Consider the following 18,335-nt stretch of genomic DNA (forward strand, 5'->3'; position numbering starts at 1 on the left):
ATGCGCCTGCTCTCGACCGCCCCGCCCGGGGCCCGCCTGACCCTCGTACTGTGCTTCATCGTCGCCCTGCTGGAGGGCATGGACCTCCAGGCCATGGGCATCGCCGCCCCGGCCATGGCCAAGGCCTTCGGCTTTCAGCCAGCGCAGATGGGCCTGGTGTTCAGCGCCAGCATCCTCGGCCTCTTGCCCGGGGCCTTCATCGGCGGCTGGTGCGCCGACCGTATCGGCCGCAAGAAGGTGCTGATCGCCTGCGTGCTGATCTTCGGCGTCTTCTCGGTGGCCACGGCCCATGTCTGGAGCCTGGAGAGCCTGCTGCTGGCGCGGCTGCTCACCGGGATCGGCCTGGGTGGTGCCTTGCCCAACCTGATCGCCCTGTCCGCCGAATCGGTGGACGAGCGCGCCCGCGCCACGGCGGTCAGCCTGATGTATTGCGGCGTCCCCCTGGGCGGTGCCCTGGCGGCGGTGGTGGGGCTGCTGGACGTCGGTCGCTGGCAGACGGTGTTCTACGTCGGCGGCCTGGCGCCCCTGCTGGTGGCGCCGCTGCTCGGCCGCTACCTGGTGGAGACCGCCGGCTTCCTGGCCAGCCGCGCTGCCACGTCGGCGGGTGGCTTGCGCGGGGCCTGGCTGGGCGCAGTGCCGCTGTCGACCACCCTGCTGCTGTGGCTGGGCTACTTCTTCACCCTCACGGTGATGTACATGCTGCTCAACTGGCTGCCCTCGCTGCTGGTGGGGCAGGGCTTCAGCCGCGGCCAGGCGGTGGGGGTGCAGATCCTCTTCAACCTCGGCGGCGGCATCGGCTCGGTGCTGTTCGGTCTGCTCATGGATCGCTGGCGGCCGCGGCTGACGGTGCTGGCCATCTACCTGGGCATCCTGCTCGGCCTCGCCGGCCTGGGCCTGGCCAAGGCCTATCCGCTGGTGGCCCTGGCCGGCTTCGCCGCCGGGCTGTTCGTGGTCGGCGGCCAACTGGTGCTCTATGCCCTGGCGCCGCAACTCTATCCGGCGGCGATCCGCGCTACCGGGACGGGGGCCGCGGTGGCGGTCGGACGCCTGGGCGCCATGGCCGGGCCGCTGCTGGCCGGCCAGGTACTGGCCGTGGGCGGCGGCGCGGCGACCCTGGTGGTGGCCACCACCCCGGCGGTGCTGGTCGCGGCGGGCGCGGTACTGGCCCTGCTGCACCGGCGGGCGCCGACGCTAAACGCCGTCAGCCGCGTGGAGGCACCCGGTCATGCGTAACGGCCTGAGTGCGCTGTACGACGATGTCCTGCTGTTGGACGGCGTGCGCACGCCCTGGACCGACCTGGGCGGCGCCCTGGGCCAGGTATCGCCCACCGACCTGGGCATTGCCGTGGCCCGGGCGCTGCTGGCGCGGGGGCATGACGCCGCGGCGGTGGACAGCATGCTGGCCGGCTCGGTGGCCCAGGCCAGCTTCGACGCCTATCTGCTACCGCGTCATATCGGCCTCTACGCCGGAGTGCCGGAGGCGGTGCCGGCGTTGCAGGTACAGCGGGTCTGCGGCACGGGGCTGGAGCTCCTGCGCCAGGCCGGCGACCAGCTGCAGAGCGGCCAGGCCAGCCGGGTGCTGTGCGTGGCGGCCGAATCCATGACGCGTAATCCCATCGCTGCCTATACCCATCGCAGCGGCTTTCGCCTCGGCGCGCCGGTGGAATTCCACGATTTTCTCTGGGAGGCGCTCAAGGACCCGGCGGCCGGCCTGGACATGCTTGGCACCGCGGAATGTCTGGCGCAACGCCATGGCATCGCCCGTGAGGACGTCGATGCCTGGGCGCTGCGCAGTTTCGAGCGGGCCCTGGCGGCGCAGCGCCAGGGTTGGTTTCGTGAGGAGATCGTGCCGGTGGCGGCCGTGCGCTTCGAGTCCGCCGGGCTGGCGCCGCGGGAGTTGCGCCTGCCGCGCGGCTGCGCGCTGGTCGATACGGACAGCCATCCGCGCGAGACCTCGCGCGAGGCCCTGGCGCGGCTGGTACCGGTGCACCCAGGTGGGGTCCAGACCGCCGGCAACAGCTGCGCGGTGGTCGACGGCGCCGCCGCGGTGCTGCTGGCGCGGGGTGCGGACGCTCGCGCGAGGCCGGCATTGGCCTGGGTGCGGGGCTCCTGCGTGGTGGGGGTGCTGCCTGCGCTCATGGGCAGCGGTCCGGTGCCGGCGATCCAGGGCCTGCTCGACCGCGCCGGCCTGCCGCTGGACGCCATCGACCGCCTGGAGATCAACGAAGCCCAGGGCGCCCAGCTGCTGGCGGTGCAACGGGCGCTGGAGCTAGACCCGGAACGGCTCAACGTGCATGGCGGGTCCATCGCCCTCGGCCATCCGTTGGCCGCCACCGGGCTGCGCCTGGCCATCACCCTGGCGCGGCAGTTGCGCGCCGAGGGGCTCAGGTACGGGGTGGCGGCGGTGTGCATCGGCGGTGGCCAGGGCATGGCGGTGTTGCTGGAGAATCCGGGCTGGCGGGGACGTCAGGGGCTTGGCCTGGGTGTGACCTGATCGCTGCCATCGCGGCCATGGGCCGCCTACAGGTCGTAGTGTGGAAAACGGCGCAGCCTTTTCCACGGGTGAGTTCGCCGCTAAGGATTCCCTCACCCCAGCCCTCTCCCGAAGGGAGAGGGGGCGCTTGGAGCGGACGCTCGTCTTCAGTGACTCAGGCGATAAGACAGTTGCTCCTACAAAAGCATCACCCCCTGTAGGAGCGGCCCATGGCCGCGATCAGCAAAGCCTCCGGGAGTGCTGTGGGAGCGGCCGCAGCGGCGGACCGCCATGGCCGCGATGACGTTGTAGGCGTACAGGATGGCGGCACCTTCGTTGGGCTTCGCCGTGCTCAGCGCCAAGCTACGGCGTGACTTCCCCGGCGTGGGTGACCAGCGGCGGAAAATGAATCGCCACCCGCAGGCCGCGGCCGCTGGCCGGGGTGGCCAGCTCGATGCCGGCGTCGTGGGCGGTGGCGATGTCGCGGACGATGGCCAGACCCAGGCCAGTGCCGTGGATGCCGCGGTCGAGGCGGTAGAAGCGTTCGAAGATACGCTCGCGCTCGGCCTCGGGAATCCCCGGGCCGTCGTCCTCCACTTCCAGCACCGTCGCGCCGGCCTGGCCGTGCAGCCGCATCGTGACCTGGCCGCCGCGCGGGGTGTATCTGAGGGCGTTGTCCACCAGGTTGTCGAGCAGGTCGCGCAGCTGGAAGGCGTTGCCCAGGATGGTCTGCGGCTCCAGTTCGTAGCCCAGGTCGATACCATGGTGATCGGCCGCGGCCAGCTGGCTGGGCATGGCCTCGTTGATCAGTGCGTCCAGTTGCAGGGGCTCGCGCGGCGGGCTTTCCAGGCGGGCGGTGGCGGCGCGGGCCAGGGTCAGCAGCTGGTTGGTCTGCCGGGTCATGCGTTCGGTGGCGGCTTCCAGCTGGGCCAGGGCGGCGGCGCTTTCGGTATCGCCGGCGTGGCGCTGGCGTAACCACTGGGTCAGGGTGCTGATGCCGGCCAGCGGGGTGCGCAGCTGGTGGGCCATGTCATCGAGAAAGGCGCGCTGATTGCGTGCGCCGTCGCGCACCCGCAGCAGCAGGTTGTTGAGGGCGGTGACGAAGGTGGCCAGCTCGCGCAGCGCCCCTTCCTCGCGCAGGGGCGCGAGGTCGTCGTAGTGGCGGCTGTCGAGCTGGCGCTCCAGCCGTTCCAGGGGTCTCAGGCCGCGGCGCACCGCCCACAGCAGTTGGGCAGCGATGAGCAGGGCGACCAGCAACTGCACCGCCACCAGGGTCAGCAGCATGCGTTGCAGGGCCGCCGTGTGGCGGCTGAGGGTCTGGGCGACGCTGGCCACCACCGGCTGGCCTGCCACGTGGCCGAGGCGGGCGACCATGAACACCGAGCGGTCGTTGATGCGGGCACGCGCGGCGGTGGTATGGCCGTCACGCATTTCCTCGGTCACCGGCTGCACCGGCATGGCCTCGTCGCCGAACAGCAGGCGCCCATCGAGGGAGCGCACCGCCAGCCAGACGTGGTCGTGGCTGTTGTGACGCAGCAGGTAGTCGGCCTCCGCCGGCAGCCACAGACGGCCGTTGCCATCCACTTCCAGCTGTTCCACCAGCAGGATGGCGGCATCGGTGAGGTCGCCGTCCAGGGCGCTGAAGGCCGGCTTGCGGGCGAACTGGTAGCTGATCACCGCGCCGCCGAGGTTGACCAGCAATACCGGCAGCACCAGCCATTTCAGCAACCGGCGGCGCAGGCTGGGCGCGGCGGTGGTCATGGCGCGGCTTCCTCCAGGCGATAGCCGAAGCCGCGCACGGTGCGGATGCCGACGCCGGAGTCAACGAGCTTCAGGCGCAGCCGCGAGACGTAGACTTCCACGGCATTGTGGGTCAAGTCTTCACTGCCCCAGGGCGCCAGGGCATCAATGATCTGCTGCTTGGAGACCACCTTGCCGGCCTGGCGCAGCAGGTGCTCGAGCACCGCCCACTCACGGGCGGAGAGATCCAGCGGCGTATCGCCCAGGCGCGCCTGGTGGGCCGCGGTGTCCAGGCGCAGGGCGCCGAGGGCGAGGTCGGCACTGTTCTGGCCGCCGGCGCGGCGGGCCAGGGCCTTGATCCGCGCCACCAGCTCGGGCACGGCGAAGGGCTTGACCAGGTAGTCGTCGGCACCTACCTCGAAGCCGTGCACCCGGTCGTCGATGGCGTCACGGGCGGTGAGCAGCAGTACCGGCTGGTCGCTGCCGCGCTGGCGCAGGCGACGGACCACCTCGAAGCCGTCCAGCCCGCCGGGCAGGCCGATGTCCAGCACCACCACGGCGAAGCGGGTGGTGCGCAGCCAGGCGTCGGCCTCGGCGCCGGTGCGCAGCAGATCGACCTGCATGCCATGGCCTTCCAGCACGCGGCGGATGCCATCGGCCAGGGTGGCGTCGTCTTCGACGAGCAGGATGTGCATGGGGAAGTCCTTAGTCAGGCAAGGCGCAGAAATCCCCCAGTGCCCGCAGCAGTGCCAGGCGGTGGAGGTCGTCGGGCCGCGCGGCGGCGAGGTGGGCGGTGAGGGCGCGGTCCAGCTGCGCTGGACAATCCTTGGCCGCGCGCAGGTCGGCGGTGGCGGCGAGCCCGGTCAGCAGGCGCGCTTGCAGGTCATTCAGCTGGGTTCTGAGCGCGGCCAGGTCGGTGGTCGCCGCGGGCAACGGGCGCTCGCCGCGACGCCAGGCGGCGAGCAGGCCGTATTGCACCAGCTTGTTGGCTTCCATCTGGGCGGCGAAGAAGGCCTGGGCGGTGGCCGGATTCACTCGGGCCCCCGGGGCGGCCTGGGCAACGTCCCGTAGCACCTGGTGCTCGCGGGCTTCGTCGAGTACCGGTTTGCCGCTGTCGTGCTTGCTGCGGGCGACCTGGTCGGCCATGGCCAGGCGCTGGGCCATGGCGTTCAGCAGCTCGGGCAGGGGCGCCGGGGCGGCCTGGGCGCCGAGGGTGATGCTCAATAGCGGAATGGCGAGCCAGCGAACGCCAGGCATGACGACCTCCAGGGCGCGGGAAAGGGCCCCGAAGCTCGCACGGGGCGGCGGGGTGGTCAAGCCGGGCGCGGTGGGCGGCCCTCACCCCAGCCCTCTCCCGGAGGGACAGGAGGCGCAGTGGTGCTTGGGGATGTCTCGGCGGCAGGGTGGATGAGGCTGCGCCGTCATCCACCCTACGCCTGGCGCTTTCCCAGGGAAGAGGGGGGCACAGCGGTGTGAGGCGCGATCCCGGCGGTAGGGTGGAAAGCCGCGCAGCGTTTTCCACGCGGGTGCTGTGCCTCCGTGGATGGGGCTACGCCGTCATCCACCCTACGCCGATCCGCCCCGCGGGAGCGGCAGCAGAGCGGCCCTAGGCCTCCTGTGCCGCGCGCACCTCGGCGGTCAGGGCCTGGAGGCGGGCGTCGAGGGCGCTCAGGGCGCCGGCATCGGCAGCGGTGTCCAGGCTCAGGCGCAGGGCGGCCAGGACCAGCAACTCGGTGGCGTCGCCGCGGCGGCGGTCGCCCTGGATGGCGACCAGTTCGTCGCGCAGGCGGGCCGCGGCCTGCTGCAGGGCGGCGCGGTCACCTTCGGCCACCTTGAAGCGGTAGCGGCGACCGAGCACCTCCACCTCGTCGTCGGTGCCCGCGTGGAGGGTCTTCACTCGACGCTGGCCGCGTGGCGCTGCTCGGCGTCGGCAGCGGCCTGGTGCTCGACCGACTGAGCTGACAGCAGGGCCAGCAGGCCTTCCACGCGCTGACGGGTGCTGGCGCCGGCTTCTTCCTGCTCCATCAGGCTCAGTTGCAGGGTGTCGTTTTCCTCGCGCGCGGCCGCCAGGGCCTGCTCCAGTTCCTGGGCGTGGGCGGTGAGGCGCTGGTTGCGTTGCAGCAGGTCGCGGATCGCGGTTTCCAGTTCGCTCAGGGTCTTGTCCAGCATGGGCGCGCTCGTCTCTCGTGTCAGGTTCGGGGCTGCCAAGGGCGGCAGGGGGAGCATTCTAGGCTTCTCACCGACCACCGGCACCCCGTTCGTCGCGGGCTAAGTCCTTGTTTTGCCAAGGAGTTCACGGGGTCGGGCAGGAACCTGACCGGCTGTCAGGCTGTTGTCAGGTTGCGCTAAGGGGGCCGTAAGGCGCGGCGCCTTAGCCTGGACTCATCGCGTCGGCCGTCTGTACCGGCGCCCCTCGCTTCGGATGAGCCGCCATGACCGATCTGTCCCAGAGCTCCGCTCCCCGTGTACTGGACGAGCCTTTCCTGCCGTTCTCCCGCCCCAGCATCGGCGCGGAGGAGGTAGCCGCGGTGAGCCAGGTGCTCACCTCGGGCTGGATCACCACCGGGCCCCAGGCCAACCTGCTGGAAGAGCGCTTCGCCGCCTCGGTGGGCGCGGCCCATGCGGTGGCCCTGTGCTCGGCCACCGCGGCCATGCACGTGACCCTGCTGGCGCTGGACATCGGCCCCGGCGACGAGGTGATCACCCCCTCGCTGACCTGGGTCTCCACCGCCAACATGATCACCCTGATCGGCGCCACCCCGGTGTTCGTCGACGTCGACCGCGACACCCTGATGGTCTCCGCCGAGCAGGTGGCCGCCGCCATCACCCCGCGCACCAAGGCCATCGTGCCGGTGCACTACGCCGGCGCCAGCTGTGACCTGGCCCCGCTGCGCGCCCTGGCCCGCGAGCATGGCGTGGCGCTGATTGAAGACGCCGCCCACGCCGCCGGCACCCGCTACCAGGGCGAGCCCATCGGGATGCGCGGCACCGCCATCTTCAGCTTCCACGCCATCAAGAACCTGACCTGCGCCGAAGGCGGCATGCTGGTGACCGACGACGCCACCCTGGCCGAGCGCGTGCGCCGGCTGAAATTCCACGGCCTGGCGGTGGATGCCTTCGACCGTCACGCCCTGGGTCGCAAGCCCCAGGCCCAGGTGCAGGAACCTGGCTTCAAGTACAACCTCTCGGACATCCACGCCGCCCTGGCGCTGGTGCAGCTGGATCGCCTGGGCGACATCAACAGCCGGCGCCGGCTGCTGGCCCAGGCCTACACCCAGCGCCTGGCAGACCTGCCGGTCGCCCCGCTGGCGCTGCCGGACTACGCCCAGACCCACGCCTGGCATCTCTACATCCTGCGCATCTGCCCCGAGCGGTGCGGGATGGAGCGCGAAGCCTTCATGGCCGGCCTCAAGGCGCGCGGCATCGGCACCGGCATCCATTTCACCGCCACCCACCTGCACCCCTGGTACCGCGAGCGCTGGCCCGAGCTGGCACTCCCCAACAGCGAATGGAATTCGGCGCGGCTGTGCTCCATCCCGCTGTTCCCCGACATGACCCTCGCCGACGTCGACCGCGTGGTCGGCGCCATCGAAGACCTGCTGGAGAAAGGCGCATGAAGCCCTATGCCATCGACCGGGTATCCGTGGTGATCCCCGTCTACAACGAAGAAGCCAGCCTGCCGGAGCTGCTGCGCCGCACCCGCGCCGCCTGCCGCCTGCTGGAGTGCCAGGTGGAGATCATCCTGGTCGACGACGGCAGCCGCGACCGCAGCGCCGAGCTGCTGCAGCAGGCCGCCAGCGAGCCGGACAGCCCCGTGGTCGCCGTGCTGCTCAATCGCAACTATGGCCAGCACTCGGCCATCCTCGCCGGCTTCGAGCAGGCCCGCGGCGATCTGATCATCACCCTGGACGCCGACCTGCAGAATCCGCCGGAAGAGATCCCCCGCCTGGTGCACACCGCCGCCCAGGGCTACGACGTGGTCGGCACCGTGCGCCAGCAGCGCCAGGATTCCTACCTGCGCACTCTGCCGTCGCGGCTGATCAATCGCGCCGTGCAGCGCTCCACCGGCGTCGCCATGCGCGACTACGGCTGCATGCTGCGTGCCTATCGTCGCCAGGTGGTGCAGTCGATGCTCGCCTGCCACGAGCGCAGCACCTTCATCCCGATCCTGGCCAACAGCTTCGCCCGCCACACCACCGAGATCGAGGTGGCCCACGCCGAGCGCGAACACGGGGATTCCAAGTACGGCTTCCTCAAGCTGATCAACCTGATGTTCGACCTGCTGACCTGCATGACCACCACCCCGCTGCGCCTGCTCAGCCTGTTCGGCGGGGGCCTGGCGCTGTTCGGTTTCCTTTTCGCCGCCCTGCTGCTGGTGCTGCGCGTCACCCACGGCGCCGAGTGGGCCGCCGATGGTGTGTTCTCGCTGTTCGCGGTGCTGTTCATCTTCACCGGCGCCCAGTTCGTCGGCCTCGGTCTGCTCGGCGAGTACCTCGGCCGGGTGTACCACGACGTCCGTGCCCGGCCCCGGTTCCACGTGGAACAGGTGATCCGCGCCGCCACCCTTTCCCCTTCGCCGGCGCCGCTGCGCCAGGTCCAGTGACAGGAATGCCCCTGATGAAAACCGCTATCGTCTTCGCCTACCACGACATCGGCTGCGCCGGCCTCGCCGCGCTGATCCAGGCCGGCTATCCCATCGCCGCCGTCTTCACCCATCCGGACGATCCGGGCGAAAACCGCTTCTTCGGCTCGGTGGCCCAGCTCTGCGCCCGCCACGGCATCCCGGTGCACGCCCCGGAAGACGTCAACCACCCGATCTGGGTCGAGCGCATCCGCGCCCTGGAGCCGGACTTCATCTTCTCCTTCTACTATCGCCATCTGCTGTCCGAAGAGGTGCTGGCCTGCGCCACGCGCGGTGCCTACAACCTGCACGGTTCGCTGCTGCCGCGCTACCGTGGTCGCGCCCCGGCCAACTGGGTGCTGGTCAATGGCGAGACCGAGACCGGCGTGACCCTGCACCGCATGGTCAAGCGTGCCGATGCCGGCGCCATCGTCGCCCAGCAGCGGGTCGCCATCGCCCCGGAAGACACCGCCCTGACCCTGCACGGCAAGCTCCGTGAAGCCAGCCAGGAACTCCTGCGTGACGCCTTGCCGGCGCTGGCTGCCGGCACCCTGCAGGAACGCGAGCAGGACGAAAGCCAGGCCAGCACCTATGGCCGCCGCAGCGCCGCCGATGGCGAGCTGCAGTGGAGCCGTCCGGCCACCACGCTTGCCAACCTGGTCCGCGCCGTGACCCAACCCTATCCGGGTGCCTTCGGCTGGATCGGTGAGCGCAAGCTGATCGTCTGGAGCGCCCAGGCGCGCCAGGAACGCCATGACCAGGCCCCCGGCACCGTGCTGAGCCTGGAGCCGCTGCGTATCGCCTGCGGCGAAGGCGTCCTCGAAGTCCAGGCCGGCCAGCTGGGCGATGCCGGTCTCTACCTGTCCGGTCCGCAACTGGCCCGCGAAGCCGGCCTGGTGGCCGGGGCTCGCCTGCATCGCCAGGACCGCCGCGCCAAGCGCCGCACCCGGGTGCTGATCCTCGGCGTCAACGGCTTCATCGGCAACCACCTTTCCGAGCGCCTGCTGGCCGACGGCGAGTACGAGGTCTATGGCCTGGACATCGGCTCCGACGCCATCGAGCGGCTCAAGGCCAATCCGAATTTCCACTATGTGGAAGGCGACATCTCCATCCATACCGAGTGGCTGGAGTACCACATCAAGAAGTGCGACGTGGTGCTGCCGCTGGTGGCCATCGCCACCCCCATCGAGTACACCCGCAATCCGCTGCGCGTGTTCGAACTGGACTTCGAGGAAAACCTCAAGATCGTTCGCCACTGCGTGAAGTACGGCAAGCGCGTGATCTTCCCGTCCACCTCCGAGGTGTACGGCATGTGCCAGGACGAGCGTTTCGACGAAGACCGCTCCAACCTGGTGGTCGGCCCGATCAACAAGCAGCGCTGGATCTACTCGGTCTCCAAGCAGCTGCTCGACCGGGTCATCTGGGCCTACGGCAGCAAGGGCCTGAAGTTCACCCTGTTCCGTCCGTTCAACTGGATGGGTCCGCGCCTGGATCGCCTGGATTCCGCGCGCATCGGCAGCTCCCGTGCCATCACCCAGCTGATCCTCAACCTGGTGGAAGGCACCCCGATCAAGCTGGTCGACGGCGGCGCCCAGAAGCGTTGCTTCACCGACGTCGACGACGGCATCGAGGCGCTGTTCCGCATCATCGAGAACAGGGGCGGGCGCTGCGACGGCCAGATCGTCAACATCGGCAACCCGGACAACGAAGCGAGCATCCGCGAGCTGGCCGAGGAGCTCCTGGCCCAGTTCGAGGCCCATCCGCTGCGCCATGAGTTCCCGCCCTTCGCCGGCTTCCGCGAGGTGGAGAGCAAGAGCTTCTACGGCGACGGCTACCAGGACGTGGCCCACCGCAAGCCCAGCGTGGAGAACGCCCGCCGCCTGATCGACTGGCAGCCGACCACCGCCATGGCCGCCACCGTCGGCAAGACGCTGGACTTCTTCCTGCGCGAAGCCCTGGCCCAGCGGGAGGCGTGATGAACCCCGTGATCCCGGCCAGCCTGCGCATCGACGTGGACACCTATCGCGGCACCCGCGAAGGGGTACCGCGGCTGCTCGACCTGCTGGACGAAGCCGGGGTCAAGGCCACCTTCTTCTTCAGCGTCGGACCGGACAACATGGGGCGCCACCTGTGGCGCCTGGTGAAGCCCACCTTCCTGTGGAAGATGCTCAGGTCCAAGGCCGCCAGCCTCTATGGCTGGGACATCCTCCTGGCCGGCACCGCCTGGCCGGGCCGGCCCATCGGCCGCGACCTCGGCCACCTGATGCGCGAGACCCGCGCCCGGGGGCACGAGGTCGGGCTGCACGCCTGGGACCACCATGCCTGGCAGGCCCATACCGGCAGCTGGAGCCTGGAGCGCCTGGGCGAGGAATTCGGTCGTGGCCTGCACGCCCTGGAAGACATCCTCGGTGCCAAGGTCGACTGCTCCGCCGCCGCCGGCTGGCGCGCCGATCCACGGGTGGTGCTGGCCAAGGAGGCCTTCGGCCTCAAGTATCACAGCGATTGCCGCGGTAGCGCCCTGTTCCGCCCGCGCCTGGGCAACGGCGGCCATGGCACGCCGCAGGTGCCGGTGGACATGCCGACCTTCGACGAGGTGGTCGGCCCCGAGCTGGCTGCCGGTGACTGGAACGACTATCTGCTCAAGCTGTTCCGCCCCAATGCGCTCAACGTCTACACCCTGCACGCCGAGGTGGAAGGCATCGCCTTCGTCGAGGATTTCCGCGCCCTGCTCAAGGCCGCGCGGGAGCAGGGCGTGCTCTTCCTCACCCTGGGCGATCGCCTGCCGGCCGACCCGCGCCAGTTGCCGGCGGGCAACCTGATCCGCGGCAGCCTGGCCGGACGCCAGGGCTGGCTGGGGGTGCAGGCATGAGTCGTCGGCGCCTGCTCGCCCTACTGCCGCTGGCGCTGCTGGCCTATGTGCTACCACTCGGCTGGCGCGGCCTGTGGATTCCGGACGAATCACGCTATGCGCAGATCGCCCAGGAGCTCTGGCGCAGCGGCGACTGGGTGGTGCCGCACTTCCTCGGCCTGCCGTATTTCGAGAAGCCCATCGGCGGCTACTGGACCCAGGCCATCGCCCAGGCCTGGCTCGGCGATTCCCTGCTGAGCGTGCGCCTGGTACCGCTGCTGGCCAGCCTTGCCACCGCTGCCCTGGTCGTCCGCCTGACCCGGCTGATCTGGCAGGACCGCCTGCTGGCGCTGTTCGCCGGGGTGCTCTATCTCTCCTGCATGGCCGTGGCGGGCCTGGCTACCTACGTGACCCTGGACGCCCAGTTCGCCTTCTGGATGGCCCTGGCGCTGCTCGCCCTGTGGCAGGCCCAAGCCGCCACCACCCGCAGCGTCGCCCTGGGCAACTGGGCACTGCTCGGCCTGGCTTGCGGCTGCGGCCTGCTGACCAAGGGGTTTCTCGCCCTGGTGCTGCCCGTGCTGGTGGCCGTGCCCTTCTTCCTCTGGCAACGCCGCTTCCTGGAGCTGATCTGCCGCGGCCCCGTGGCGGTCATCGTCGCGGCCCTGGTAGTGGCGCCCTGGGCGCTGCTGGTGGCCCATCGCGATCCGGACTTCTGGAATTTCTTCTTCTGGCACGAGCACATCCAGCGCTTCGCCGGCGAGGACGCCCAGCACGAGCGGCCCTTCTGGTTCTACGGCCCGATCCTGCTGCTGGCCATCCTGCCCTGGGCCGGCCTGTTGCCGCGCACCCTGGGGCGCACCTGGCAGGAACGTCGCCACGCCGGCACGGCCTTCCTGGGAATCGCCGTGGTCGGCCAACTGCTGTTCTTCAGCCTCAGCCGCGGCAAGCTGCCCACCTATCTCCTGCCGACCCTGGCCGCCCTGGTGCCGCTGCTGGCGCGCACCCTGCTCGAGGCCCAGCGCCGCGGGGCCACCGGCGCCCTGCGCCTGAACGGCCTGTGCAACCTGCTGCTCGGCCTGGCTGGCCTGGTCGCGCTGCTGATCTATGGCAGTCGGCTCTATGAGGCCGGCGAAGGCCTGACCCATGCCCTGGCCCTGCTGGCGTCCCTGGCGCTGCTGCTGGCCGGTCTGGCCGCGCTGTTCTGGCCAAGACGCTCCCTGCTGGCGCCGGCCCTGGCGTTCTGGGTGCTGCTGCCGCTGTTGTCCATCGCGCTGCCCGACAGCGTGGTCGACAACAAGCTGCCGAGCACCTTCATCGAGGCCCAGCTCAGCCACTTCAAGAAAGCCGGCCTGCTGGTCAGCAACGACCTCGGCGTGGCCGCCAGCCTGGCCTGGGCCACCCACCGCGACGACGTGGTGCTGGTCGGCGGTCCGGGCGAACTCAAGTACGGCTTCGCTCGCGAGCCCGACAGCGGCCGGCTGATCGAGGAGCGTGACCTGGCCGCCTGGCTCGCCGCCCACCGCGACCAGGGCCCGGTGGCCATCCTGCTGCGAGTCGATGGCCCCAGCGATCGCCAACTGCTCGACAGCCTGCCCGAACCCGGCGAGAGCATCGCCAGCGAGCGCCTGGTGCTGCTGGTCTATCCGAGGCCGGCGCCATGACTGCCCTCGACGGCCTGCTGATCGCCGTGGTGATCGGACTCACCAGCGCCGGCCAACTCGGCCAGAAGCGCGCGGTGGCCGCCGGCAACGCCCTGGCCGCGCGACTGAGATCGCCCTGGCTATGGGGCGCCCTGGTCTGCCTGGGCCTGGCCCTGCTGGTCTGGTGCGCAGTGCTGCAGCGGGTGCCGGTGGGCGTCGCCTATCCCTTGCTGTCGCTCAACACCCTGGCGGTGACCCTGCTGGCCCGCCTGGTGTTCGGCGAGACGGTGGACGCCCGTGCCTGGTGCGGCTGCCTGTGCATCGTCGCCGGCGCCGCCCTGCTGGGAGGCCAGGCATGAACGGTCTGCTGCCCCTGGGCCTGAGTATCCTCCTGACCACCCTGGCCCAGCTGTCCTTGCGCGCGGCCCTGGTGCGGCTGCCGGCCATGGCCACCTGGGCCAGCGAGCCCGCAGCACTGTTCGGCACGGCCGGACTGCTACTGGCCCTGGGCGTCGCCTGCTACGGCCTGTCGCTGCTGGCCTGGCTGGCCGCCCTGGCGCGCCTGCCGCTGGGCCGCGCCTATGCGGCGCTCGGCCTCTCCTACGTCTTCGTCCACCTCGGCGCGGCCTGGCTGCCAGGCGCCGCCGAATCCTTCACTCCCTGGAAAACCCTGGGCGTCGCGCTGGTCGTGGCCGGCGTCGCCCTCGTCGGCGGACCCCGGTCCGGCGCCGCTCCCACCTTGAGGAATACCCTATGAACATCAGCGTTTTCGGCATCGGCTACGTGGGCCTGGTGCAAGCCGCCGTGCTGGCGGAAGTCGGCCACCAGGTGGTGTGCATGGACATCGATCGCGCCAAGATCGACAAGCTCAAGCGCGGCGAGGTAACCCTCTACGAACCCGGTCTCGAAGACCTGGTGCGCAGCAACCTGGCCGCCGGCCGCCTGGTGTTCACCCATGACGCCGCCGAGGCCGTGGCCCATGGCGCCGTGCAATTCATCGCCGTCGGTACCCCGCCGGCCGCCGACGGCTCGGCCGATCTGTCCGCCGTCTTCGCCGTGGCCGAGACCATCGCCCGGCTGAGACGCGAGCCGCTGATCGGCCAGCCGGTGTCCCGCGATCCGCTCTTGGTGGTGAACAAGTCCACCGTACCGGTGGGCACCGGCGACCGCGTCCGCGCGCTGATCCACGAGGTGTTGGCCGAAGAGGGTCGTACCCTGCACGTGGAAGTGGTCTCCAACCCGGAATTCCTCAAGGAAGGCGCCGCCATCGCCGATTGCAAGAAGCCCGACCGCATCGTGGTGGGCACCGACTCGCCGGTGGCCCGCGACCTGATGCGCGAACTCTATGCACCCTTCAACCGCAACCACGACCGTATCCAGTGCATGGACCTGCGCAGCGCCGAGCTGGCCAAGTACGCCGCCAACAGCCTGCTGGCGGTGAAGATCAGCTTCATCAACCAGATCGCCGAACTGGCCGAGCGCGTCGGGGCCGACATCGAGGCGGTGCGCCAGGCCATCGGTGCCGATCCGCGCATCGGTCACCACTTCATCTATCCCGGTTGCGGCTACGGCGGTTCCTGCTTCCCCAAGGACCTGCAGGCGCTGATCCGCACCGGCGAGGAAAACGACCTGGACCTGGACCTGCTGCGCGCCGTGGAAGCCATCAACGTGCGCCAGAAGACCAAGCTGTTCGAGCGCATCAATACCTACTTCGACGGTGACCTCAAGGGCCGCACCTTCGCCCTCTGGGGCCTGGCCTTCAAGCCCAACACCGACGACATGCGCGATGCGCCCAGCCGGGTGCTGATGGAAGCCCTCTGGGAAGCCGGCGCCAAGGTGCGCGCCTTCGATCCGGTGGCCATGGCCGAGGCCCAGCGCCTCTATGGCCACGACGAGCGCCTGGCGTTGATGGGTACCCCCGAGGCCGCCCTGGCCGGCGCCGATGCCCTGGTCATCTGCACCGAGTGGCAGCAGTTCAAGGCGCCGGATTTCGACCTCATCGCGCGCCAGCTCAACCAGCCGGTGATCTTCGACGGCCGTAACCTGTTCGAACCCGAGCGGATGGAGCGGCGGGGCATCGAGTATTTCGCCATCGGCCGCGGCGCCACCCTGGGCGGTCCCCAGGTCGCCCGCCGCGTGGACGCCGCCTGATGGTCTCGCCCATGCCCTTGACCCCGCGTAGCGCGCCGTTCACCGCGCTACCGGCGGCCAACCGCCTGCGCTGGGAAAGCCTGTTGCTCGGGGTGGTCGCCACCCTGATGTTCACCCTCGGCATCTGGAACCAGGCGCCCCAGGGCTTCGACGGCCGCTGGGCAATGTTCCTCAATGAAATGTTTCGCCACGGACCGGCCTTTTTCCCCACCACCTATGGCCAGCCCTACCCGGACTATCCGGCCACCGCCACCTGGCTGAGCTGGCTGGCAGCGCGGGTGATCGGCGCGCCCAACCACCTGGCCAACGTGCTGCCCACCGCCCTGGCCTCGGCCGCGGTGCTGGCACTGACCTATCGCCTCTTGGCCGACACTCGCCGCACCTGGGCCCTGCTCACGGTGCTGCTGGTGGCCCTGACCCCGCAGTGGCTGGAAAAGGCCCGCGCCGTCTGCCTGGATCAGCTGGTCGCCCTGGTGGTGCTGAGCTGCTTCTATCTGCTCTATAGCGCCGACCGCGACGATCGTTCGCTGCGCCGGCTGCTGGTGCTGCCGCTGTTCGCCCTGGGCTTCGCCATCCGTGGTCCGCTGGGGCTGATCGAACCCTGCGGCGTGGTCTGCCTCTACTGGCTGGTGGTGGCCTGGGGTGAGCCGGCGCGGCGTACCTTCGCCCTGCAGCGACTGGTCGGTTACGGCCTGGCGGGCCTGACGCTGCTCGGCCTCTGCTGGTGGACGTTGATCCAGCTGGCCCATTTCGAGGGCGGTGCGAGCTTCGCTGCCGAGGTCTGGCACATGCAGGTCAGCGGCCGACTGGACGAGAGCGGCAAGCCGTTCTGGTTCTACCTGCAACTGGGGCTGTATCGCTATCTGCCGGTGCTGCCCCTGGCGCTGCTGGTGCTCCTCGCCCAGCGGCGCAGCTTGCTCGCCTGGCCGCACACCGCCCAGCGGCGGCTGCTGCTGGCCCTGGCCGGTAGCGGTCTGCTGATCCTGGTCGGCCTGTCCATCCCGCACTTCAAGCGCGCCTACTACGTGGTGCCCATGGTGCCCTTCCTGGCCGCCATCGCCGCCCAGGGGCTGTTGCGCGCCGAGGGCTGGTTCCGCCGGGGCGTGCCGGCCTATACGGCGCTGGTGCTGGCGCTGCCGACGCTGGCCCTGGTGGCCATGCTGGTCTGCCGGCATCTCTGGCAACGCCACGGCTACTGGCCGGACGTCTCCCTGGCGCTGCTGGTGCCGGTCTTCGTCACCCTGCAGATTGCCGCCCTGGTCACCTGGCGGCGCCTGAACGGTACCCGCCGACTGCTTGCCCTGAGCGCCCTGGCGCTGGCCGCCCAGTGGCTGATGCTGGTGACGGTGGTGGAGCCGGCGCAGGACCTGCAGTACGACAGCCGCGGCTTCGTCCAGCAGGTGGAAGGCCTGCGCCAGGCGCAGCCGGGCCCCCTGGTGTTCTTCGGCCTCGGCCAGGACAGCTGGGCGATCCGCTACATGATGAACCTGGACCACGACGAACAGCCGATCTTCATCGCGCGGTCCCAGGTCGCCGACCTGGCCCATCTGCCGTCCGGCGCCTGGGTCATCCTCGCCCGCGAGGATCGGGACCTGCTGGCCGGCACCCCGCTGGTGAATCAGCAGCCCGTGCTGGAGCGTCGTCTCAACGGCAATCCCTGCCTGGTGTATCGATTGCCATGACGACCAGGAGCTGGCCGCGCTAGCGGTCAGCTCTGCGCAGTTCCAGGATCCGACTGCGCCCCTGTTCGGCGACCAGGTAATGGCCGTCGCCACGGGCGATCAGGGTCTGGGCCGAGCGCAGGTGAGAGAGCACCGTGACCAACTGGCCGTCGGGCTGCACCAGCAGGACGCGGGCGCCGTGGGTGGCGTCCTCGGTGATCCACAGGCCGTCGGCCGAGCACTGCACGAAGCCGGGAGCGTCGAGGCCCTCGGCGACCAGGGTGTCGGCGCCCTGGGGCTGCCATTGCTTGACCCAGCCCTTGGCCTTCTCGGTATAGAACAGCCGGCCATCGGGGCAACGCGCCACGCCTTCGCCTTCCACCAGGCCGTCACGCAGCACCTCCAGTCGCCGCTGCGTGGGGTCATAGCTCAGCAGCCGGCCGCTGGGGCGGTCCTCGATGGCATAGAGCAACTGGCCATCGGTGGCCACGCCCTCGACGTCGTTGCCCTGGAACAGCGGCTCGGCCCGACCGTCGCGCAGCCAGAACACCGGCAGCGTCCCGCCTTCCTGGCTGACCACCAGACCGCCCTGGAACATGACCAGGCCATCCGGCTTGGACAGTTCGCCCAGCACCGGCTGGCGCTCGCCGCTAGGCAGCAATCGCAACAGGCTGCCGCGGTGACTGGAGAACTCCTGGGTGACGAACAGGCTGCCATCGGCCTCCGGCGCGAGGGCGCTGACCATGGGGATGTCCACGGCGAATTCCCGGTAGGCCCAGCCCGGGGCGGCGCTGACCGGATGGAAATGCCGCCAGGCTGGATAGGCGAAGCCGAGCGCTACCACGGCGACGCCCAGCGCCAGCCCCTTGCCCCAACCCAGGCGTGAAAAACGTTGCATGGCGACCTCGCTAAGCGATGGAACGACCGCTCAGCCTAGCGGACAGGGCGTGAAGATTCCGTCGCCGGCGCGCCCAGGAGGACGGCCAGCGGGGAAGGCGCCTCAGAAGCTGTTCACGATCTCGCGAGCTAGAGCCAAACAAGGCCTAGGCGGCCCCACGAAAATAGCTGAGGAAGCGGATCGGACCCGCGCCCGGGTTTACCAGTGGTAAATGAGCATTGCGACGGGGCCGCCTAGGCCGGGCCGGCGACTCAGGCCATTTTCAACGCCGTTTGGCCGACGCGCAGCAGATCGTGAACAGGT

17 protein-coding genes are annotated in these 18,335 nt (G+C 70.1%); 11 read left to right on the plus strand and 6 right to left on the minus strand.

Annotated elements, in window-relative coordinates; all coding sequences use genetic code 11:
• Together mhpT and AR540_RS16880 are read left to right on the plus strand one after the other, a co-directional pair.
• Entirely contained in the window at positions 1–1,233 is a 1,233-nt protein-coding gene (gene mhpT, locus AR540_RS16875) for a 3-(3-hydroxy-phenyl)propionate transporter MhpT (RefSeq protein ID WP_082707035.1), read from the plus strand.
• Entirely contained in the window at positions 1,226–2,494 is a 1,269-nt protein-coding gene (locus AR540_RS16880; protein WP_059230374.1) for a thiolase family protein, read from the plus strand. The genes mhpT and AR540_RS16880 overlap by 8 nt, the downstream gene beginning before the upstream one ends.
• 342 nt (positions 2,495–2,836) lie before the next feature.
• On the opposite strand, the gene AR540_RS16885 is transcribed toward AR540_RS16880, so the two are convergent.
• The 5 genes from AR540_RS16885 to AR540_RS16905 all read right to left on the minus strand — a co-directional run bounded on the left by AR540_RS16885 (position 2,837) and on the right by AR540_RS16905 (position 6,382).
• Positions 2,837–4,234: a sensor histidine kinase gene (locus AR540_RS16885; protein ID WP_059230375.1), complete on the minus strand. Its 1,398-nt coding sequence runs from the start codon at positions 4,232–4,234 to the stop codon at positions 2,837–2,839.
• Positions 4,231–4,908 carry a response regulator transcription factor gene (locus tag AR540_RS16890; RefSeq protein ID WP_059230376.1) on the minus strand — a complete coding sequence of 226 codons (678 nt, stop codon included), beginning with the start codon at positions 4,906–4,908 and terminating at the stop codon, positions 4,231–4,233. Before AR540_RS16890 ends, AR540_RS16885 begins: the two co-directional genes overlap by 4 nt.
• A gap of 10 nt (positions 4,909–4,918) precedes the next feature.
• The gene (locus AR540_RS16895) at positions 4,919–5,470 is read right to left on the minus strand and encodes a chorismate mutase (protein WP_059230377.1); all 552 of its coding nucleotides are present in this window, start codon (positions 5,468–5,470) and stop codon (positions 4,919–4,921) included.
• A gap of 349 nt (positions 5,471–5,819) precedes the next feature.
• Positions 5,820–6,110: a cell division protein ZapA gene (zapA, locus tag AR540_RS16900; protein WP_059230378.1), complete on the minus strand. Its 291-nt coding sequence runs from the start codon at positions 6,108–6,110 to the stop codon at positions 5,820–5,822.
• A complete protein-coding gene (locus AR540_RS16905; protein ID WP_059230379.1) occupies positions 6,107–6,382 on the minus strand; it encodes a hypothetical protein in 276 nt (91 codons plus the stop codon). The genes zapA and AR540_RS16905 overlap by 4 nt, the downstream gene beginning before the upstream one ends.
• 299 nt (positions 6,383–6,681) lie before the next feature.
• Here AR540_RS16905 and arnB point away from each other — a divergent pair, with 299 nt between their 5' ends.
• The 9 genes from arnB to AR540_RS16950 are packed head-to-tail and all read left to right on the plus strand — an operon-like array spanning position 6,682 to position 17,155.
• Positions 6,682–7,830 (plus strand): UDP-4-amino-4-deoxy-L-arabinose aminotransferase, encoded by a 1,149-nt coding sequence (gene arnB / locus AR540_RS16910; RefSeq protein ID WP_153014284.1) that lies wholly within the window; start codon positions 6,682–6,684, stop codon positions 7,828–7,830.
• Positions 7,827–8,816 carry an undecaprenyl-phosphate 4-deoxy-4-formamido-L-arabinose transferase gene (gene arnC / locus AR540_RS16915; RefSeq protein ID WP_059230381.1) on the plus strand — a complete coding sequence of 330 codons (990 nt, stop codon included), beginning with the start codon at positions 7,827–7,829 and terminating at the stop codon, positions 8,814–8,816. Before arnB ends, arnC begins: the two co-directional genes overlap by 4 nt.
• 14 nt (positions 8,817–8,830) lie before the next feature.
• Entirely contained in the window at positions 8,831–10,810 is a 1,980-nt protein-coding gene (gene arnA, locus AR540_RS16920; RefSeq protein ID WP_059230382.1) for a bifunctional UDP-4-amino-4-deoxy-L-arabinose formyltransferase/UDP-glucuronic acid oxidase ArnA, read from the plus strand.
• Between the two features lie 11 nt (positions 10,811–10,821).
• On the plus strand, positions 10,822–11,703 hold the full coding sequence (arnD, locus tag AR540_RS16925; RefSeq protein WP_059231538.1) for a 4-deoxy-4-formamido-L-arabinose-phosphoundecaprenol deformylase: 882 nt from the start codon (positions 10,822–10,824) through the stop codon (positions 11,701–11,703).
• A complete protein-coding gene (arnT, locus tag AR540_RS16930; protein WP_059230383.1) occupies positions 11,700–13,343 on the plus strand; it encodes a lipid IV(A) 4-amino-4-deoxy-L-arabinosyltransferase in 1,644 nt (547 codons plus the stop codon). Before arnD ends, arnT begins: the two co-directional genes overlap by 4 nt.
• A complete protein-coding gene (locus AR540_RS16935) occupies positions 13,340–13,681 on the plus strand; it encodes an EamA family transporter (RefSeq protein ID WP_059230384.1) in 342 nt (113 codons plus the stop codon). Before arnT ends, AR540_RS16935 begins: the two co-directional genes overlap by 4 nt.
• Positions 13,678–14,079 carry a 4-amino-4-deoxy-L-arabinose-phosphoundecaprenol flippase subunit ArnF gene (arnF, locus tag AR540_RS16940; protein ID WP_059230385.1) on the plus strand — a complete coding sequence of 134 codons (402 nt, stop codon included), beginning with the start codon at positions 13,678–13,680 and terminating at the stop codon, positions 14,077–14,079. Before AR540_RS16935 ends, arnF begins: the two co-directional genes overlap by 4 nt.
• Positions 14,076–15,473: a UDP-glucose dehydrogenase family protein gene (locus AR540_RS16945; protein WP_059230386.1), complete on the plus strand. Its 1,398-nt coding sequence runs from the start codon at positions 14,076–14,078 to the stop codon at positions 15,471–15,473. Before arnF ends, AR540_RS16945 begins: the two co-directional genes overlap by 4 nt.
• Before the next feature lie 11 nt (positions 15,474–15,484).
• On the plus strand, positions 15,485–17,155 hold the full coding sequence (locus AR540_RS16950) for a glycosyltransferase family 39 protein (protein ID WP_236712086.1): 1,671 nt from the start codon (positions 15,485–15,487) through the stop codon (positions 17,153–17,155).
• Positions 17,156–17,174: 19 nt separating this feature from the next.
• Here AR540_RS16950 and AR540_RS16955 read toward each other — a convergent pair whose 3' ends face one another.
• Positions 17,175–18,032, minus strand: coding sequence for a hypothetical protein (locus AR540_RS16955; RefSeq protein WP_059230388.1), 858 nt, complete (start codon positions 18,030–18,032; stop codon positions 17,175–17,177).
• Between the last annotated feature and the right edge of the window lie 303 nt (positions 18,033–18,335).

This window comes from Pseudomonas sp. EpS/L25 (assembly GCF_001512295.1).
In the GTDB taxonomy this organism is placed as follows: Bacteria; Pseudomonadota; Gammaproteobacteria; order Pseudomonadales; family Pseudomonadaceae; genus Chryseomonas.